The organism is Novosphingobium sp. (assembly GCF_049240505.1).
Taxonomy (GTDB): domain Bacteria; phylum Pseudomonadota; class Alphaproteobacteria; order Sphingomonadales; family Sphingomonadaceae; genus Novosphingobium.
Genome location: NZ_JBMLSM010000200.1, coordinates 1 through 15,827 on the forward strand (window position 1 = coordinate 1; position 15,827 = coordinate 15,827).

The following is a 15,827-nucleotide window of genomic DNA, read 5'->3' on the forward strand; positions in this document are numbered from 1 at the left end:
TGCGCACGCCGAACTTCGGCCGCAAGTCGCTCAACGAGATCAAGGAAGTCCTCTCATCGATGGGCCTGCGCCTCGGCATGGACATCCCTGGCTGGCCGCCGGAAAACATCGAAGAAATGGCCAAGAAGCTCGAACAAGAGCTGCTTGGTTAAGGAAATTCAGGGCGTCCCTCGGGACGCCCTGCTTTCAAGGGCGATTTGGCGGCAGCCCTTAACAGCCGCCTGGATCGGGGTACCTCGCACGGCCCCCCTACGAACGGAAAGGTAATACCATGCGTCATAAGCTGGGCCAGCGTAAGCTGGGTCGTACATCTGCTCACCGCATCGCAATGCTGCGCAACATGGCAGCCGCGCTGATCAAGCACGAACAGATCACCACCACCCTTCCCAAGGCGCGCGAACTGCGCCCCTACCTCGAAAAGCTGATCACGCTGGGCAAGAAGGGCGGTCTTTCGAACCGTCGTCTCGCACACGCCCGTCTGCTTGACGAAGTGCAGGAACAGAAGCTGTTCGGCGCTCTGGCCGAACGCTATGCCGATCGCAACGGCGGCTATACCCGCATCATCAAGGCTGGCTACCGAGGTTCGGACGCTGCGCCGATGGCTGTCATCGAACTGGTTGACCGCGATACCTCGGCCAAGGGTCAGGATTCGGGTCCGGTGATGACCGCTGACGAAGACGAATACGAAGCCGCGTAATTTCGCGCTTCGGTTCGCCGGAAAAGATCAACGGGCGGGGCTTCGGCTCCGCCCGTTTTTCTTTGTGCGGGAGGGCTTCCGCCATGTTTCTCTGGACTGTGTAAACAGTGTAAACCTGTTCAGCTTTGCTTGCATCGCGCTGAACGATCCCTAGTTTCACTGGCAACCGAAATGAATCGCACGAAAGCCCCCCATGACCTTGAACCGTCACCTCCTTGCCGCCGCGTCTGCGGTTGCCTTTGCCGTGCCCGCAATTGCCGCTGAACCTGCCTTGACCTACCCACAGACCGAACGGGGGAGCGTGACGGAACCTGCATTTGGGGAGCAGGTGGCCGATCCCTACCGCTGGCTGGAGGCCGACGTGCGGGTTGATCCGAAGGTTGCGGCCTGGGTCGATGGACAGAGCAAGTTCACGGATGCTTATCTGAAGGCCCTGCCAGAGCGTGCGGCATTCGAAGCAAAGCTGAAAGGCCTGTTCGACTACCCGCGCTGGGGCGTCCCGCAGGAAGAGGGTGGGCGGCTGTTCCATACCTTCAACTCCGGGCTGATGAATCAGGCGCAGCTGATCGTGCGCGACAAGGCGTCGCCTGAAGGTCGCGTGCTGCTCGATCCCAATGGCTGGGCCAAGGATGGCGCAACCGCGCTCGATGCGTGGGAGCCTTCGCCCGATGGGGCGACACTGGCCTATACCGTACAGGACGGCGGGTCTGACTGGCGGACGATGAAGTTTGTGGCGACTGCTGATGGCAAGGCGCTGTCCGATGAACTGAAGTGGGTAAAGTTCAGCGGCATCGCGTGGGTCGGTACAGACGGCGTGCTCTATTCGCGGTTCGAAGCGCCGAAAGAGGGTGAGGCGTTTCAGGCGCTGAACTACAACCAGACCGTGTGGTATCACAAGCTGGGCACGCCGCAGTCTGCCGATCGCCCGGTGTTCGCTACGCCTGACAAGCCGAAGTGGGGCCACAATGCGCAAGTGACCAGCGATGCGCGGTGGATGGTGGTGACCAGCCACGAAGGCACCGATCCGCTGGCGGCGGTGGCCATCGCGCCAATTGGCAAGGGCGATTGGACCACGCGCCCGCTGATCGCGGATATGACCGCGCAGTGGGATCTGATCGACGGTATCGGCGATACGCTGTGGTTCGTCAGCAGCAAGGACGCGCCGCTCAAGAAGGTGGTGAAGGTCGATCTGTCCGGCGCAGAGCCGATCTTTACGACTATCGTGGCAGAAAGTGATGCCAACCTTGAAGGCGCGCGGATCATCGGGGATCGCCTGTTCGTGGAGTATCTGCGCGATGTGAAGTCGCAGGTGCAGACCTTCACACTCGATGGCAAACCGCTGGGCGCGGTGGAACTGCCCGGCATTGGTTCGCTGGCGGGGCTTTCGGGCAAGCCGGGGCATGATACCGGCTATTTCGGCTTTACCAGCTTCACCACGCCGGGCACCGTTTACAAGATCAGCGCCAGGACCGCAAAATCTGACGTGTGGCAGAAAGTGCCGCTGAACTTCGCGCCGGATGACTACAAGGTCGAGCAGGTGTTCTATCCTTCCAAGGATGGCACGAAAATCCCGATGTTCGTGGTGCGGCGCAAGGATGCAACCGGGCCGGTGCCCACGATCCTCTATGGCTATGGCGGCTTCAACATCTCGCTGCCGCCGAGCTATTCGGCTGCGCGCATGGCGTGGCTGGCGAGCGGCGGGGCCTATGCTGTGGCGAACCTGCGCGGGGGCGGGGAGTATGGCGATGCGTGGCACGATGCCGGACGGCGGGCGCGCAAGCAGAACGTGTTCGACGATTTCATCGCTGCGGGCGAATGGCTGATTGCCAACGGCAAGACGCCAAAGACGGGTCTTGCCGTCGAAGGTGGATCGAACGGTGGTTTGCTGGTCGGCGCCGTGGTCAACCAGCGGCCAGACCTGTTTGCAGCCGCGCATCCGGCAGTTGGTGTGATGGACATGCTGCGCTTTGATCGCTTCACGGCGGGCCGGTATTGGACGGATGATTACGGCAAGCCGGACGTCGAGGCGGATTGGCGCGTGCTGCGGGCCTATTCGCCCTACCATAACGTGAAGGCGGGCACGCCCTATCCGGCGGTGCTGGTGACCACGGCTGACACGGATGACCGCGTGGTGCCGGGGCACAGCTTCAAATATGCCGCGGCCCTGCAGGCGGCAGGGCTGGGGCCAAAGCCGCAATTGATCCGCATCGAAACGCGCGCCGGGCACGGTTCGGGCAAGCCGGTTTCGAAGCTGATCGAGGAAACCGCAGACGTTTATGCGTTTCTGGCGCATTGGACGGGCCTGAAACCGAACGAATGACAGCCGTTCAGACCATCTCCCTTTGAACGGTCAGGTGTGCTAAACTCCTGACAACGATGATGTGGGAGCAGGACAGGAAAGGTGCGCGCCTTTTGGGCGTGCTGGCTGCGACGGCGCTTTTCGCGTCGGCACCAGCACGCTCTAACGACAGGGCCGATGCAGACACGGCGGGCGAGGCGGTGTTGCCTGCTGCTGTTGCCACGGCAGTCAGTGCCGGGGTTGCGACAGCTCCGCCTGCGCCCACTCGCCTTGTCCTGCCGCGCAGCGCCTATCCTGAAACACATAACGACGGTCTGGTGGAGCAGGTGTTCGGCCAGCGTGTTGCCGATCCATTCCGCTGGCTTGAGGCCGATCCGCGCAGCCAGCCTCAGGTGGCGGGCTGGATGGCGCGGCAGAACGCGCTTTCGGCTGATTACCTGGCCAAGCTGCCGCAGCGTGACCGCTTTGCCGCGCGCATCCGCAGTCTGTTCGATTTCGAACGCTATGGCCTGCCCCGCAAGGCCGGGAGCCGCTATTTCTATACGCGGAACAGCGGTTTGCAGAACCAGTCTGCATTGTGGGTGCGCAAGGGCTTTGCAGGTCAGCAGAGACTGTTGATCGATCCGAATGCGTGGAGCGCGGACGGATCGCTGGCGATGGCGCAGTGGGAGCCTTCACCCAGCGGCAGGTTCGTGGCCTTTGCCGAACAGGAAGCCGGAAGCGACTGGCGCACATTGCGCGTGGTCGAAGTGGCGAGCGGGCGATTGCTGGACGAGCAGGTGCGCTGGGCCAATGATACCGAGATTGCGTGGATCGGGGACGAAGGTTTCCTCTATTCGCGCTTTCCCGAACCGAAGGCAGGCGAAGATCCACGCGCGCCGCGCTTTGACAAGGCGGTGTGGTTTCATCGCGTGGGTAGTGCGCAAGAGCAGGACGAACAGGTCTATGCGACGCCGGATCACCCTGAATGGAGCCACAAGGCACAGGTGACCGCCGATGGGCGCTGGGCCTTGATCGTGAGCGAGGTCAGCACCGATCGGCGCAACGCCGTCCACCTCATCCAGTTGGAGGGGCGGCGCGCGGGGCAGTGGAAGGCCGAGCCGCTGGTGCCCGAAATCGTCGATCACTGGCGGCTGGTCGCGGGGATCGGCAACCGGTTATGGTTCCTGACCGATCGGGGTGCGGCAAACTATCACCTCGTCAGCCTTGATCTGGCACAGCCGAAGGATGGCTGGAGGGTGGTGGTGCCAGAACGTGGCAACGTGCTGGAAGGTGTGCGCATGATCGGCGACCGCTTCCTGTTGTCCTACCTGAAGGATGGGCAGAGCGTGGCGGTGATGGCCGACCGGAAAGGGCGGCCGGGCAAGGCGATCACGCTGAACGGCGTCGGCACGGCCAGCGGATTTGGTGGGCGGCCGGGCGATGCCGAGACGTTTTACCAGTTCACCAGCTTCAACATGCCGCCCGCGATCTATCGCATGGACCTGCGCAGTGGAGAGGTGACGCCTTTTGCCGTGCCCAAGGCAGGCTTCGATCCGGCGGACTACAGCGTGGAGCAGCGTGAGTTCGCGTCGAAGGACGGAACCAAAGTGCCGCTTTATGTGGTGCGCAAGAAGGTGCTGGCGCAGGCTGGGAAGCCTCTGCCCACGCTGCTTTACGGCTATGGCGGTTTCGATATCTCGCTGACGCCCAGCTATTCGCCTGTGCGCATGGCTTGGTTGGAAGCGGGAGGGGCTTTTGCGCTGGCGAATATTCGCGGGGGCGGGGAGTTCGGCAAGACCTGGCACGAGGCGGGGCGGCGCGAAAAGAAGCAGAACAGCTTCGACGATTTCATCGCGGCGGGTGAATACCTTATTGCAGAAGGCATTGCCGCAAAGGGCGGGCTGGCGGTGCAAGGATCATCCAATGGCGGGTTGCTGGTTGGGGCAGTGGTCAACCAGCGACCCGATCTGTTCGCTGCGGCCAATCCTGATGTTGGCGTGATGGACATGCTGCGTTTCGACAGGTTCACGTCGGGCCGCTTCTGGGTCGACGACTATGGCCGACCGGATCGGGAGGAAGACTGGCGCACGCTGCGCAGCTATTCACCCTATCACAACATTGCCGAGGGCAGGGGCTATCCCGCCATTCTGGTCACCACGGGCGAGAACGACGATCGCGTGGTTCCGGCGCACAGCTTCAAATATGTTGCTGCGTTGCAGGCCGCGCAGATTGGTGATCGTCCGCATTTGTTGCGGGTGGAGCCACGTGCCGGGCATGGCGCGGGCAAGCCGGTGGAGAAAGTGATCGCCAGCGGCGCTGATGTGCTGGCGTTTCTGGCCTATTGGACCGGGCTTGAGCAGGCTGCTGCCCAACAATAGAATTGTTCATATAAATCCCTATTTTTATGAACAATGCCTGTCATGGCGGTTCAGCGCCGTCTCAGCGCGAATCAGGCAAACCTTCATCTGTGGCGGGAAAGGCTCGCCGAATATGAAGGATCAAAGCCATGAAGACATTCTCCAAGGCCCTGGTCGGAACTGCCGCCGCCGCAGCGGTTGCGGTGTCTTCGGCCACTCCGGCGATGGCCCGTGATCGCGGCGGCATCGACGGCGGCGATATCATTGCGGGCGCGCTGGTGATCGGCGGGATTGCCGCCATTGCTGCCACGGCAGGAAGCAACAATGATCGCTACGACTATGACCGCATCGGTTATGGCGGCGATGACTGGCGCGGACGTGATGGCTGGAACGATGGCCGCAACGGCAACTGGGGCAACAACAACTGGGGCCGCAGCAATCCGCGAATGGCGGTGGAGCAGTGCGTGAACGCTGCCGAACGCAACGCCGGGCGCGTGAGCTGGGGCCGGGCAGACGTGACGGATATCCGCGACGTGCGCAATACCCGCTGGGGCTATGAAGTGCGTGGTCGGATCGCGGTGAACACGCAGGGCCGCGACTGGCGCAATGGCGATGCGCGCTATGGCCGGGGCTGGAATAACGACTATCGCGGCTGGAACTCTTCGCTGCGCGGCTATGACAGCGGCTCGTTCAAGTGCAGGATCGAGCGCGGCCGGGTGGTCGACATCGATTACAGCGGCATCCGTGGGCTGTAAGCCTGCGTTGACATGACGCTGCGGGGCGGGCGGTTCAGGCATCGGAAAGCCTGAACCGCCTAGCCTTGGCTACAGGATGGGACGCAGGCTTGCCGCCGGGGATCAACGCGGCAACCGGCAGGACGGGATTTCGGATCATGGCAGGACGCATTACCAAATTCGCATTGGCCGCCGCCGGTATGGCGACGGCACTTTTGCCACTCGCGGCAGAGGCGCGGCCCGGTTGGAACGGCGGGGGCTGGGGCGGGCGCGGCTGGCACCGGGATCGCGGGATCGATGGCGGCGATGTTCTGGCCGGTATCCTGATCATTGGTGGCATTGCCGCGATTGCCAGCGCGGCAAGCAACGCCAGCAAGAACCGCGAACGCAGCGTCCCGCAGGACGATGGCTATCGCTATCGCCCCGAAGATGCGCCGCGCAATGACGATTGGCGCAGCGAAGGCCGTGTACAGGACTGGCAGGGCAGCGGTCAGGTCGGGCAGGGTGATGGTGACCGCTATGGACAGGGCAGCGTCACGCGCGGGCTGGATCAGGCGGTCGACAATTGCGCAACTGAAGCATCGCGCGGAGGCGAGGTGGACGAGATTTACGACGCCACGCGCAACGGCAACGGTTATCGCGTGTCAGGCAGGCTGCGCAATGGTGACAGCTTTTCATGCGATGTGAACGGTCAGGGCGGCGTGTTGCTCGATATCCGTCGCGGAGCGCGCTAAGCGGCATTGTCGAAAGGGGCTACGCCAACGTTTCTTTTTGTGGTCCCTTGCCGTGGGCGCTCTGGCTGATTATCGGCTGAGAAAGGCTTTCAACAAGGACTATCGGCTGATGACCACTTTCGACGACCGCGAGAAGGCATTCGAAGCCAAGTTTGCCCGCGACGAGGAAATGATGTTTCGCGTTCACGCCCGCCGCAACCGTCTGTTGGGCGTGTGGGCAGCTGAGCGTATGGGTCTGGATGCGGCAGAGACCGAGGCTTATGCCAAGTCTGTGGTGCAGGCCGATTTCGAGGAAGCGGGCGACGAAGACGTGATCCGCAAGTTGCTGGGCGATCTGGTTTCTGCCGGGATCGAAACCGACGAAGCGGAAATCCGCGCGGCGATGGAAGCCAAGCAGATCGATGCGCGCCGCCAGCTGATCGGCGAAGTCTGATGGCGATGCCCGCTGCCGAGATTGAGGCGATGATCCGGGCTGCCTTGCCCGACGCCGAGGTTGAGATTACCGATCTGGCGGGCGATGGCGATCACTATGCCGCGCGTGTCGTTTCGGCCAGCTTTGCCGGGATGCCCCGCGTGAAGCAGCACAAGCTTGTGTACGAAGCGCTTGGCGGGCGTATGGGCGGCGAACTGCACGCCTTGCAACTGACCACTGCCGTTCCCAATTGAGAGCGGAAAGGAACACCAAATCCCATGTCGACCGACCAGCGCATTTCCGAGATCGTCAACGGCAATGACGTCGTACTGTTCATGAAGGGTACGCCGCTGTTTCCGCAGTGCGGCTTTTCGAGCAAGGCGGTGGCCATTCTCGAACATCTGGGCGTGGAATATGCCACTGTAGATGTTTTGCAGGACATGGAGATCCGTCAGGGCATCAAATCCTTTTCTGACTGGCCGACGATTCCCCAGCTTTACGTGAAGGGTGAATTCGTGGGCGGATCGGACATCATGATGGAAATGTTCCAGGCTGGCGAACTGCAGCAGGTGATGGACGACGCGGGCGTGAAAGCGGCCTGATTCTATAATCACGGCGGTGGCAGGAAACTGCCGCCCTCGGAAAGAACTTGCACCAGAAACGGGGCGCGGTCGGCAATTGCCGGTCGCGTCTTTTTTGTGGGTTCAATCTGTCGAGAAGTCCCGGGAGAGGCGGAGCCAAGGGAGACCGGGGGGACTGGCTCCGCCTCGAGAAGAAATTACTCTTCGGGACGGCCAACACTATGCAGGCACCGTGCCAGAATTGTCAAGGCATTATGAATAAAGGATTTTGCCTGTTTTGCGGAAATCTATCAAGCGCTGGTTGTAAAGCGATCCGACAAGATCGACGGGCTTGGCAAGCGATCCGCGCCGCAGCATGATGCGGGCGTGATGGAAACGCATGATATCGAGCCGGAACACTGGCTGGCAAAGACAACTCCGGCGGCAACGATCGTCATCTTCCGGCGTGATCCCGAAGGCGGCGCTGCGCAGATCCTGATGGTTGAGCGTAACGCGAGCCTGAAATTCGCTGGAGGCGCGACGGTATTTCCGGGCGGCAAGGTCGATCCGGCGGATCGTGAGCTTGCCGCCCGGATAGCGGGCGATGGTGCCGATATCGAAGACCTGGCGGCGCGCGTGGCTGCAGTGCGCGAAACGCTGGAAGAGACGGGCCTTGTCGTCGGGATCGAAGGTGTCGTCGATGGCACGATCGCCGCCGAAGCGCGGCGGATGCTGATATCGGTGGGCGATCTGGCGCAAGTGCTTGATGCCTATGGCTGGAGGCTTGCACCGGAAAGGCTCGTATCGTTCGCGCGGTGGTGGCCAAAACACCGGACTGAAAGAATCTTCGACACTCGCTTCTATCTGGCCGATCTAGGCACCGGGGCGGTGGATATCGAAGTGGATGCGACCGAGAACCGGCACCTGTTCTGGGCCAGCGCGCAAGGTGCGCTGGATTTGGCGGCGCAAGGGCTGATCAAGATCATCTTCCCGACGCGCCGCAATCTTGAACGGTTGGCCCAATTCGCCTCGTTCGAGGATACCCGTATCCATGCCGAAGCGACTCCGGTCGATACGATCAGCCCCTTCATGGAGCAGCGCGATGGCGCGGCGTGGCTGATGATCCCCGATGGCCTTGGTTATCCGGTGCGTGGCGAGCCGCTGGAATCGGCACAACGCGGCTGATCCGCAAAACCACGTAGGCTGGTGTGCGGCAGGCGTTGAGGCTGGTCCTGCAATGGTGGGCAAGTGCTCTCAGCAAAGCGCGGCGCCATGTCCCGAACACCTGTCCCGTCCCCATTATCTCATCCGCAGCAGGCTTCCTGCCCCGATAGCGAGGTGCTGGCACCCCGTCCGGTGGATGCGGCGCAGCGCCCTGTTGATTCGCCCGTTCATGCCTTGCAGCGGGAACTGGCGCGGCTCGGCCCGCAGCAGGATTTGGGTGATTCGGGGGAGGACAAGCCGCCGGGCTGGCTCAGACTTGCACTGCCGCTCGCCATGTCGATGGGGTTATGGTTTGTAATTATTCGGTTTATCGGTGCGATCTGGACCAAGTAGTTTTACGTAACGAATTGTTGACCGTCGGCCCGATATCCAACGTTTCATGCAAAGCCCACTCGACAAGCTGACACCCGATCAGATCCTCCGTCTTGCGCGCATCGTGGCGATTGTCACCGCGGTTGCGCTTGGCTTTGGTTATGTCACCGATCTGTTGACGCCGATGTCGGCGGGCATCGGGTCATTCGTGTTGACCTGCTCGCTGCTGCTTGCCGCGCCGCGCCAGAGGGCCACCGAATTGCTGGGCGCAGTCGCGGTGTGGCAATGCTTTGCCGAGTTTCTTTCGACGCTGGAAAGCAACGAATTCCAGCTTTGGCGGCTGGCTGTGTCGGTCGCAACGCTGGGGATGGCGATGGCTGTGATCCGCGTACAGCACTTGCGTGCGCTGATGCGGAGCCATCCTGAAACGGTGCTGGCAGACCTTGATCGTCGCACCGTTGGCGGCATTGGCGTGTTGCCGCCAACGGACGCCGAACTGGTGCAATTGCGCAAGATCGAAGCTACGGGCCTGTAAGCGCGGCTACGCGTGCTTAAGGGTTATCCTTCTGGCTGACCTTCGGCTCTACCAGCATGGCATCGGCCAACGCCTTGTAATCCGCGCAGTCTGATGTGCCCTGCAGCCTTGCCTGCAAGGCCCTGTAGTGGCCAAGTATCGCGGCACCCAACGCAGTCAGCCGTGCCCCGCCGCCCTTGGCACTGCCGGGTGAGGTTTCCACCAGCGGTTCGCGCCAGCATCGGTTCATCGCATCAACGAGCAGCCAGGCGCGGCGATAGCTCATGTCCATCGTGCGTGCAGCGGCGGAGATCGAACCTTCGCGCGCAATGGCATCAAGCAGGTCTGCCTTGCCCGGTCCCATCGCGATTTCATCGCCGCAATAAAGCTGGATCTTGAGTTTCAGGCGCTGCATCGCCGCCAGATTACCGGGTCGCAAGCCAGTCTTGCAACTTGTTTCGGCGGCAACTAGCACGCTGCGATGATCGCCCAAGTCGAACCGTTCCACGCCATCGCCGTCAGCCGCCTCGCGCATGATATGGAGGCTGCGGGGCAGAGTGTGATCCACATGGAGTTCGGCCAGCCTTCCACCGGGGCACCGGCGCGCGCCATCGCGCTGGCGCATGAGGTGCTTGATAGCGAGGCGATGGGTTACTGGGAAAGCGTTCCACTGAAAGAGCGGATCGCCGGCAGCTATGCCGAAAACTATGGTGTGCAGGTGGAACGCGAGCAGGTCATTCTGACCTGTGGTGCCTCTCCGGCCTTCGTCATGGCGCTGTCTTGCCTGTTCAGACCGGGAGCGCGCGTGGCTTTGGCACGGCCGGGATATGTGGCTTATCGCAACACGTTGAAGGCGATGTATCTCGAACCGGTCGAGATGGAATGCGGGCCGGAAGAGCGGTTTCAGGTGACGGCGGCGGCACTCGATGCGCTCGATCCCGTGCCTGAAGGCCTGATCGTGGCCAGCCCGGCCAACCCCACCGGCACGATCATCGCGCCTGCGGAAATGGCGGCGATTGCGCAAGTCTGCCGCCGCAAGGGCATCAAGGTTGTTTCGGACGAAATCTACCACGGCCTTGCCTACGGCGCGCAAGCGGCATCGATGCTGGAGCATCTGCCCGAAGCTGTGATCGTCAATTCGTTTTCCAAGTATTTCAGCATGGCGGGCTGGCGGTTGGGCTGGCTGGTGGTTCCGCCTGCGCTGATCGATGCGGCGCGGGCGCGGATGGGCAACCTGTTCCTGACGCCGCCTGTGCTGGCGCAAAAAGCAGGCTTGATGGCCTTCGAATGCCGCGACGAACTGGATGGCCATGTCGAAACCTATGCCCGCAACCGTGCGATCTTGCTGGAAGCGCTGCCGCAGATGGGGCTGGGTCGCATCGCCCCGCCCGACGGCGCCTTCTATATCTATGCCGATGCCAGCGAGTTTACCGACGACAGTCTGGCCATGTGCACAGCCCTGCTGCGCGACACCGGCGTGGCGACGGCACCGGGCATCGATTTCGATCCGGCAAACGGCAGGCGCTTCATCCGGTTCAGCTTTGCGGTTTCGACGCCACTGGTAGAGGAAGCCGTGCGCCGGATCGGGCCTTGGTTCGCGGCGCGGCGGGCGATCAATCCGGCGTCAGCACCATCTTGAGCGCGCCTGCTTGGCGCGCTTCGAACAGGCGATAGGCCTCTGCCCCTTGAGACAGCGGCAGTCGGTGGCTGATGTAGCGTTCTGGTTTCAGCCGTCCCGATGCGACCAGCGGGAACAGCGCGGGCAGTTCTTCCGGCACGGAACAGGTGCCAACGCGGAAGGTCAGTCCACCCGCAAAGGCGCGCTCCAGCGGGAAGGGGAAGCGGCGTGATTGCTGGACGCCGATGACCGAAACCGTGCCGCGCACGCGGACAAGCCGCAACGCCATTTCGACGGTAGCGTCCGAGCCGACCACTTCGACCACGCAATCGAGGCGCCTGCCATGCGTGTCCTCCTTGATCCGTGCAGAGGCTTCATCGGGATGGAGCGCGATGGCGCCAAGCGTTTCGGCCACGGCGCGGCGTTCGGGCACCGGATCGATCGCGTAGACGACATGCGCGCCCATCACGAACGCGCTTTCCACGGCCATCAGGCCGATGGGGCCAAGCCCGATCACGCCGACAGACGCGCCGGGACGGATATCGGCCTGCCGGGCGCCGAACCACGCGGTTGCCAGCGCATCGGTCATCATCAGGGCCTGATCGCTGCTGACGCCGTCGGGGATCGGCACTGCATTCATGTCAGCCGCTGGAACGCGCACGGCTTCGGCCTGAGAGCCTTGCAGCTTTGCCGATAGGCCATAGCAGCCAAAGGCATTGTTCTCGCACGTGTTGACCACGCCCGAAAGGCACGAGCGGCAGGCACCGCAGCCGACGGCAGCGGGGATCATCACCTTCTGGCCCACTTTCAGGCGATGAACGCCGCGCCCCACTTCGACCACTTCGCCCACCGCTTCATGCCCGACGCAAAAGCCGGTATCTTCAGAAAAGCCGTGGCCGTGATAGATGTGCAGGTCCGATCCGCAGATCGAGCAGGCATCGACCTTTACGATGGCGTCCCGATCGGCCTGCGGCGTCGGATCGTCCATGCTTTCGTGGCGGATGTCGCGCGCGCCATAGTAGCGGAGGGCCTTCACAGCGTAAGCCCTCCGTCGACGACGAGGGTGTGGCCGGTAACATACGAAGCCAGCGGCGATGCGAGGAAGATCGCCGCGCCTGCCATGTCGGCCGGGGTGCCCATGCGGCCCTGGGGGATATTGGCCAGCGCGCCTTCAAGGCGCTGCGGATTGGCGGTGGTGACTTTGGTCAGCTTGGTATCGACAAGGCCGGGGGCAAGGCCGTTGACGCGGATGCCGTCAGCCGCAAGGGCCTGGCCAAGTGTCTTGGTCAGGCTGATCGCGCCTGCTTTTGACGCGGCATAGGCAGGGTTGCCGATGTTCGCCTTGAGGCCTGAAACCGAACTGACGATCACGATGGAACCTTGGCTTTCAGCCAGTTGCGGGCGGAACTTCATGGCGCAGTGCATCACGCTGTCTAGGTTGACCGCCATGACGCGATCCCAGCCTTCGCGTGCAAATTCGCCGCGCTTGTAAACCACGGTGCCCTGGCAAAGAACAAGCACGTCGAGCGCCGGAAACGGCAGCGGTGCGGCTTCGACCGCATCGGGATTGCCCACATCCACGCAAGCGTAACCAAGGCCGGAAAGGTCTGAGCCATCGGCGGCATCGTAGTCTGCGGCAGAGGCACGGGTGCCCCAGACGTGAACCTCGGCCCCGCGCAGGCGAAAGGCATGGGCGACGCCATTCCCGATACCGCTTGAGCCGCCCACGACCAGCACGCGCTTGCCGGTGAAATCGGTGTCGTCGATCATCGCTCTCCCTTTCGGCCTCTCGTGGCTCTTGGATGCAGACTAGTCACAATGTTGAAATGCGAAAGGCCCCCGCCTTCGGATGAGGACGGGGGCCATTGCTGTCATGCTTTCAGCCTTCAGAAGTTCGCGCGGACGCGGATGCCGTATGTGCGGGGGCTGCCCGGATAGGCATTACGGTCACCGGTTTGCAGCGGGGTGGGGAAGGTCTGGGTGAACCATGTCTTGTCGAACAGGTTCTGCACCCACCCTTCGATCAGAACGCCGGTCTGCGGCAGCTTGAAGCCGAGGTTGGCGTTGACCAGCGCTACCGGCCCTTGTTCATCCAGCGTGGCAGTGCTGATCAACTGGCGGCTGGTATACTGTGCCTGCACGCGGGCGAGCAGGTTCAGATTGTCACCCAGCGGCTGATCGAGGTTAAGCGTGGCATTGCCCGAAAACTTCGGCGTGAAGCGAAAGCGCGAGCCGGACAGCACGGGATCGATCTTGGCGTCGCGGCCATATTGCGCGTGCGGAATCCATGTGCCGTCCAGGCCCAGGGTCAGCCCGTCGGTCAACTGGAACATGTTTTCGATTTCGACGCCGTAATCCTTGGCCGATTGGGCGTTGAGCACGGTGAAGCGCAGACCGATGAACTGCGCGATCTGCAAATCGGACAGGTCATAATAGAAGAACGCGATATTGGTGCGGGCGCGGCCATCCATATACTGGAACTTGCCGCCGACTTCGAAGGCGTTGACCTTTTCCGGTTTGTAGCGCGGATCGAGCGGAGCCTGCGCAGGGGCGTTGCCAAAGAAGGCCGCGCGGATCGGAGCGGGCAGGGCGTTATAGACCGCAGCGTTGTTGATCAGCGTGCCCGCCGCGTTCACATCCATGTTGACGCCGCCCGCCTTGAAGCCACGGTTGTAGGTGGCATAGAGCATCACGTCGTTGGTCGGCCGGTATTGCAGGCCAAGCGTGCCCGAAAGCGCCTTGTTGGTGGACGTTTCATCATAGGCGGGCGACGGCGCGATGCCGAGCAGGGTGAACACGTCTGTCGGGATCGGGCGGTAGAACGCATTGTTGAAGAAGCCGCTCTTCTTCTCGACCGAATAGCGCAGGCCGGTGATGACATTGAACGTGTCGTCCACCGCGAAATCGAGATGCGCGAACCCGGCATAGGATTTGGCCGTGCCGCCCATACGTTCGGTCGTCCATGTGCCGGGCGCGGCAAAGGCGGTGCCGGGAGCCACGCCAAGGCTTGCGAAGATCGCATCCCAATAGAACTGCGCCTGATTACCCCAGGGCAGGCTGCGGCCCATACGCAGCTTTTCGTCCGAGAAGAATGCACCGATCACGGCCTCGGCATTCAGCGAAGGAATCTTGGTGTTGTAGACCAGTTCCTGCGAAATGAAGCGGCTGGAGAAGCTCTCGTTATAGCGGAAGATGTCTGCGCCCGAGAAATCGGGATCGAGATCGCGCTGGTCCACCGAGAACTTGCGCACCGATGTGATCGATTTGAGCGTGCCTTCACCGATCTGCGCATCGATTAGCAGCGTGCCGCCATAATCTTCGATCTCCTGATTGCCGTCGCCGTTTAGAGTCTGCTCAAACTTCGACGGATCGCGCGCCGGAAGCACACGACCTGTTGGCGTCATCGCGGTTGCGGGGATCAGTCCGGCCAGAACGCCGAGGAACTGCTGGCTGCTGGACGGCTGGAAGCGGGTGAGGAGGTCGATAATCGGCTGCGTGGGGCCATCGACGAACGCCGAAGTCGCATAGCAGCAGTTGCCATCGCTGAATGAGTAGTCGCCAATCAGGCGGACGGTCAGGTTCTCGTCCGGTTCGAACAGAAGCTGGCCCTTGACCGCGCGGGTCTTTGTGCCGTTCAGATCCTTGCCGGTCGTGCTGTCGGTAAAGAATCCGTCCTGACGCGAAAACAGCCCGGCAAGACGGACGGCAACCTTGTCAGATAGCGGCGCGGTTACGGCGCCGCGTGCGATCAGGGTATCGTAATTGGCGTAAGTCACTTCGGCCACGCCGCTGGCTTCATTAAGCGATGGTGCGGCGGAACTCAGGAGCAGGGCACCTGCCGTGGTGTTCTTGCCGAACAGCGTGCCCTGCGGGCCACGCAGCACCTGCAGGTTTTCGATATCGAGGAAGTTCTGCAGGGCCGCTGCAGCACGGGTGCGATAGACGCCGTCGATGAAAACGCCGACCGAGCCTTCGAACGAGCGGCTGTTGCCCGTGGTGCCAAGGCCGCGAATGATCAGGTTGGCGCTCGACGTGGCGATGTTGGTCACGCGGAAGCTGATCGAGGGGCTGATCGCCTGAATGTTCGCCACGTTTTCAACGCGCGCCTGCGCCAGCGTTTCGGAATTGGCGGCAGTAATCGCGATTGGCACGTCCTGCAGATTCTCGGTGCGGCGCTGGGCCGTCACGATGATTTCGGCAAGGCCGGTTGATGTCGGCTGATCTGCAGTCTGCTGGGCCAGCGCGATGCCGGGCATGACCGTTGCGGCGATCACTGCGCCAAGAGCCGTGCCGCGTGAATAAAGCGTTTTCATCCTACCTCCCGATGCCGACCTTGCTGGCGGCTTATGATGGAATGGCCCGCGTTGCTGTTTCAGACCGGCTT

Annotated in this window: 16 protein-coding genes and 1 pseudogene; 13 read left to right on the plus strand and 4 right to left on the minus strand. The window is 62.2% G+C overall.

Annotation, left to right across the window (positions count from 1 at the left end; genetic code table 11):
- The 12 genes and pseudogenes from ACOVQ0_RS16015 to ACOVQ0_RS16070 form a co-directional block, all read left to right on the plus strand.
- Positions 1-152: pseudogene (locus ACOVQ0_RS16015) on the plus strand (DNA-directed RNA polymerase subunit alpha); the annotation flags it as partial.
- A 119-nt stretch (positions 153-271) separates the two neighbouring features.
- Complete coding sequence (gene rplQ, locus ACOVQ0_RS16020; protein WP_421886636.1) at positions 272-697, plus strand: 50S ribosomal protein L17; 426 nt, start codon at positions 272-274, stop codon at positions 695-697.
- A 193-nt stretch (positions 698-890) separates the two neighbouring features.
- A complete protein-coding gene (locus ACOVQ0_RS16025; RefSeq protein ID WP_421886640.1) occupies positions 891-3,017 on the plus strand; it encodes a prolyl oligopeptidase family serine peptidase in 2,127 nt (708 codons plus the stop codon).
- Between the two features lie 56 nt (positions 3,018-3,073).
- Positions 3,074-5,356 carry a prolyl oligopeptidase family serine peptidase gene (locus tag ACOVQ0_RS16030; RefSeq protein WP_421886642.1) on the plus strand — a complete coding sequence of 761 codons (2,283 nt, stop codon included), beginning with the start codon at positions 3,074-3,076 and terminating at the stop codon, positions 5,354-5,356.
- Between the two features lie 128 nt (positions 5,357-5,484).
- Positions 5,485-6,090: a hypothetical protein gene (locus tag ACOVQ0_RS16035; protein WP_421886646.1), complete on the plus strand. Its 606-nt coding sequence runs from the start codon at positions 5,485-5,487 to the stop codon at positions 6,088-6,090.
- A gap of 137 nt (positions 6,091-6,227) precedes the next feature.
- Positions 6,228-6,803: a hypothetical protein gene (locus tag ACOVQ0_RS16040; RefSeq protein ID WP_421886648.1), complete on the plus strand. Its 576-nt coding sequence runs from the start codon at positions 6,228-6,230 to the stop codon at positions 6,801-6,803.
- A gap of 109 nt (positions 6,804-6,912) precedes the next feature.
- Entirely contained in the window at positions 6,913-7,236 is a 324-nt protein-coding gene (locus ACOVQ0_RS16045) for a DUF1476 domain-containing protein (RefSeq protein WP_421886651.1), read from the plus strand.
- Positions 7,236-7,469 (plus strand): BolA family protein, encoded by a 234-nt coding sequence (locus ACOVQ0_RS16050; protein ID WP_421886654.1) that lies wholly within the window; start codon positions 7,236-7,238, stop codon positions 7,467-7,469. The genes ACOVQ0_RS16045 and ACOVQ0_RS16050 overlap by 1 nt, the downstream gene beginning before the upstream one ends.
- Positions 7,470-7,493: 24 nt before the next feature.
- Positions 7,494-7,817 (plus strand): Grx4 family monothiol glutaredoxin, encoded by a 324-nt coding sequence (gene grxD / locus ACOVQ0_RS16055; RefSeq protein ID WP_168853906.1) that lies wholly within the window; start codon positions 7,494-7,496, stop codon positions 7,815-7,817.
- Between the two features lie 348 nt (positions 7,818-8,165).
- Positions 8,166-8,960, plus strand: a complete 795-nt coding sequence (locus ACOVQ0_RS16060; protein ID WP_421886657.1) for an NUDIX hydrolase — start codon at positions 8,166-8,168, stop codon at positions 8,958-8,960.
- Positions 8,961-9,047: 87 nt separating this feature from the next.
- Positions 9,048-9,332 (plus strand): hypothetical protein, encoded by a 285-nt coding sequence (locus ACOVQ0_RS16065; protein WP_421886660.1) that lies wholly within the window; start codon positions 9,048-9,050, stop codon positions 9,330-9,332.
- Between the two features lie 46 nt (positions 9,333-9,378).
- Positions 9,379-9,846, plus strand: a complete 468-nt coding sequence (locus ACOVQ0_RS16070; RefSeq protein ID WP_421886663.1) for a hypothetical protein — start codon at positions 9,379-9,381, stop codon at positions 9,844-9,846.
- Between the two features lie 16 nt (positions 9,847-9,862).
- Here the strand turns inward: ACOVQ0_RS16070 and ACOVQ0_RS16075 are convergent, their stop codons facing one another.
- A complete protein-coding gene (locus tag ACOVQ0_RS16075) occupies positions 9,863-10,240 on the minus strand; it encodes a winged helix-turn-helix domain-containing protein (RefSeq protein ID WP_421886665.1) in 378 nt (125 codons plus the stop codon).
- A 66-nt stretch (positions 10,241-10,306) separates the two neighbouring features.
- On the opposite strand from ACOVQ0_RS16075, the gene ACOVQ0_RS16080 reads away from it, so the two are divergent.
- Positions 10,307-11,464: an aminotransferase class I/II-fold pyridoxal phosphate-dependent enzyme gene (locus tag ACOVQ0_RS16080; protein WP_421886667.1), complete on the plus strand. Its 1,158-nt coding sequence runs from the start codon at positions 10,307-10,309 to the stop codon at positions 11,462-11,464.
- Here ACOVQ0_RS16080 and ACOVQ0_RS16085 read toward each other — a convergent pair.
- The 3 genes from ACOVQ0_RS16085 to ACOVQ0_RS16095 form a co-directional block, all read right to left on the minus strand.
- Entirely contained in the window at positions 11,439-12,479 is a 1,041-nt protein-coding gene (locus ACOVQ0_RS16085) for an alcohol dehydrogenase family protein (protein ID WP_421886670.1), read from the minus strand. The genes ACOVQ0_RS16080 and ACOVQ0_RS16085 overlap by 26 nt on opposite strands.
- Positions 12,476-13,213, minus strand: a complete 738-nt coding sequence (locus tag ACOVQ0_RS16090; RefSeq protein ID WP_421886673.1) for an SDR family NAD(P)-dependent oxidoreductase — start codon at positions 13,211-13,213, stop codon at positions 12,476-12,478. The genes ACOVQ0_RS16085 and ACOVQ0_RS16090 overlap by 4 nt, the downstream gene beginning before the upstream one ends.
- 116 nt (positions 13,214-13,329) lie before the next feature.
- The gene (locus ACOVQ0_RS16095) at positions 13,330-15,756 is read right to left on the minus strand and encodes a TonB-dependent receptor (protein ID WP_421886677.1); all 2,427 of its coding nucleotides are present in this window, start codon (positions 15,754-15,756) and stop codon (positions 13,330-13,332) included.
- Positions 15,757-15,827: the final 71 nt, after the last annotated feature.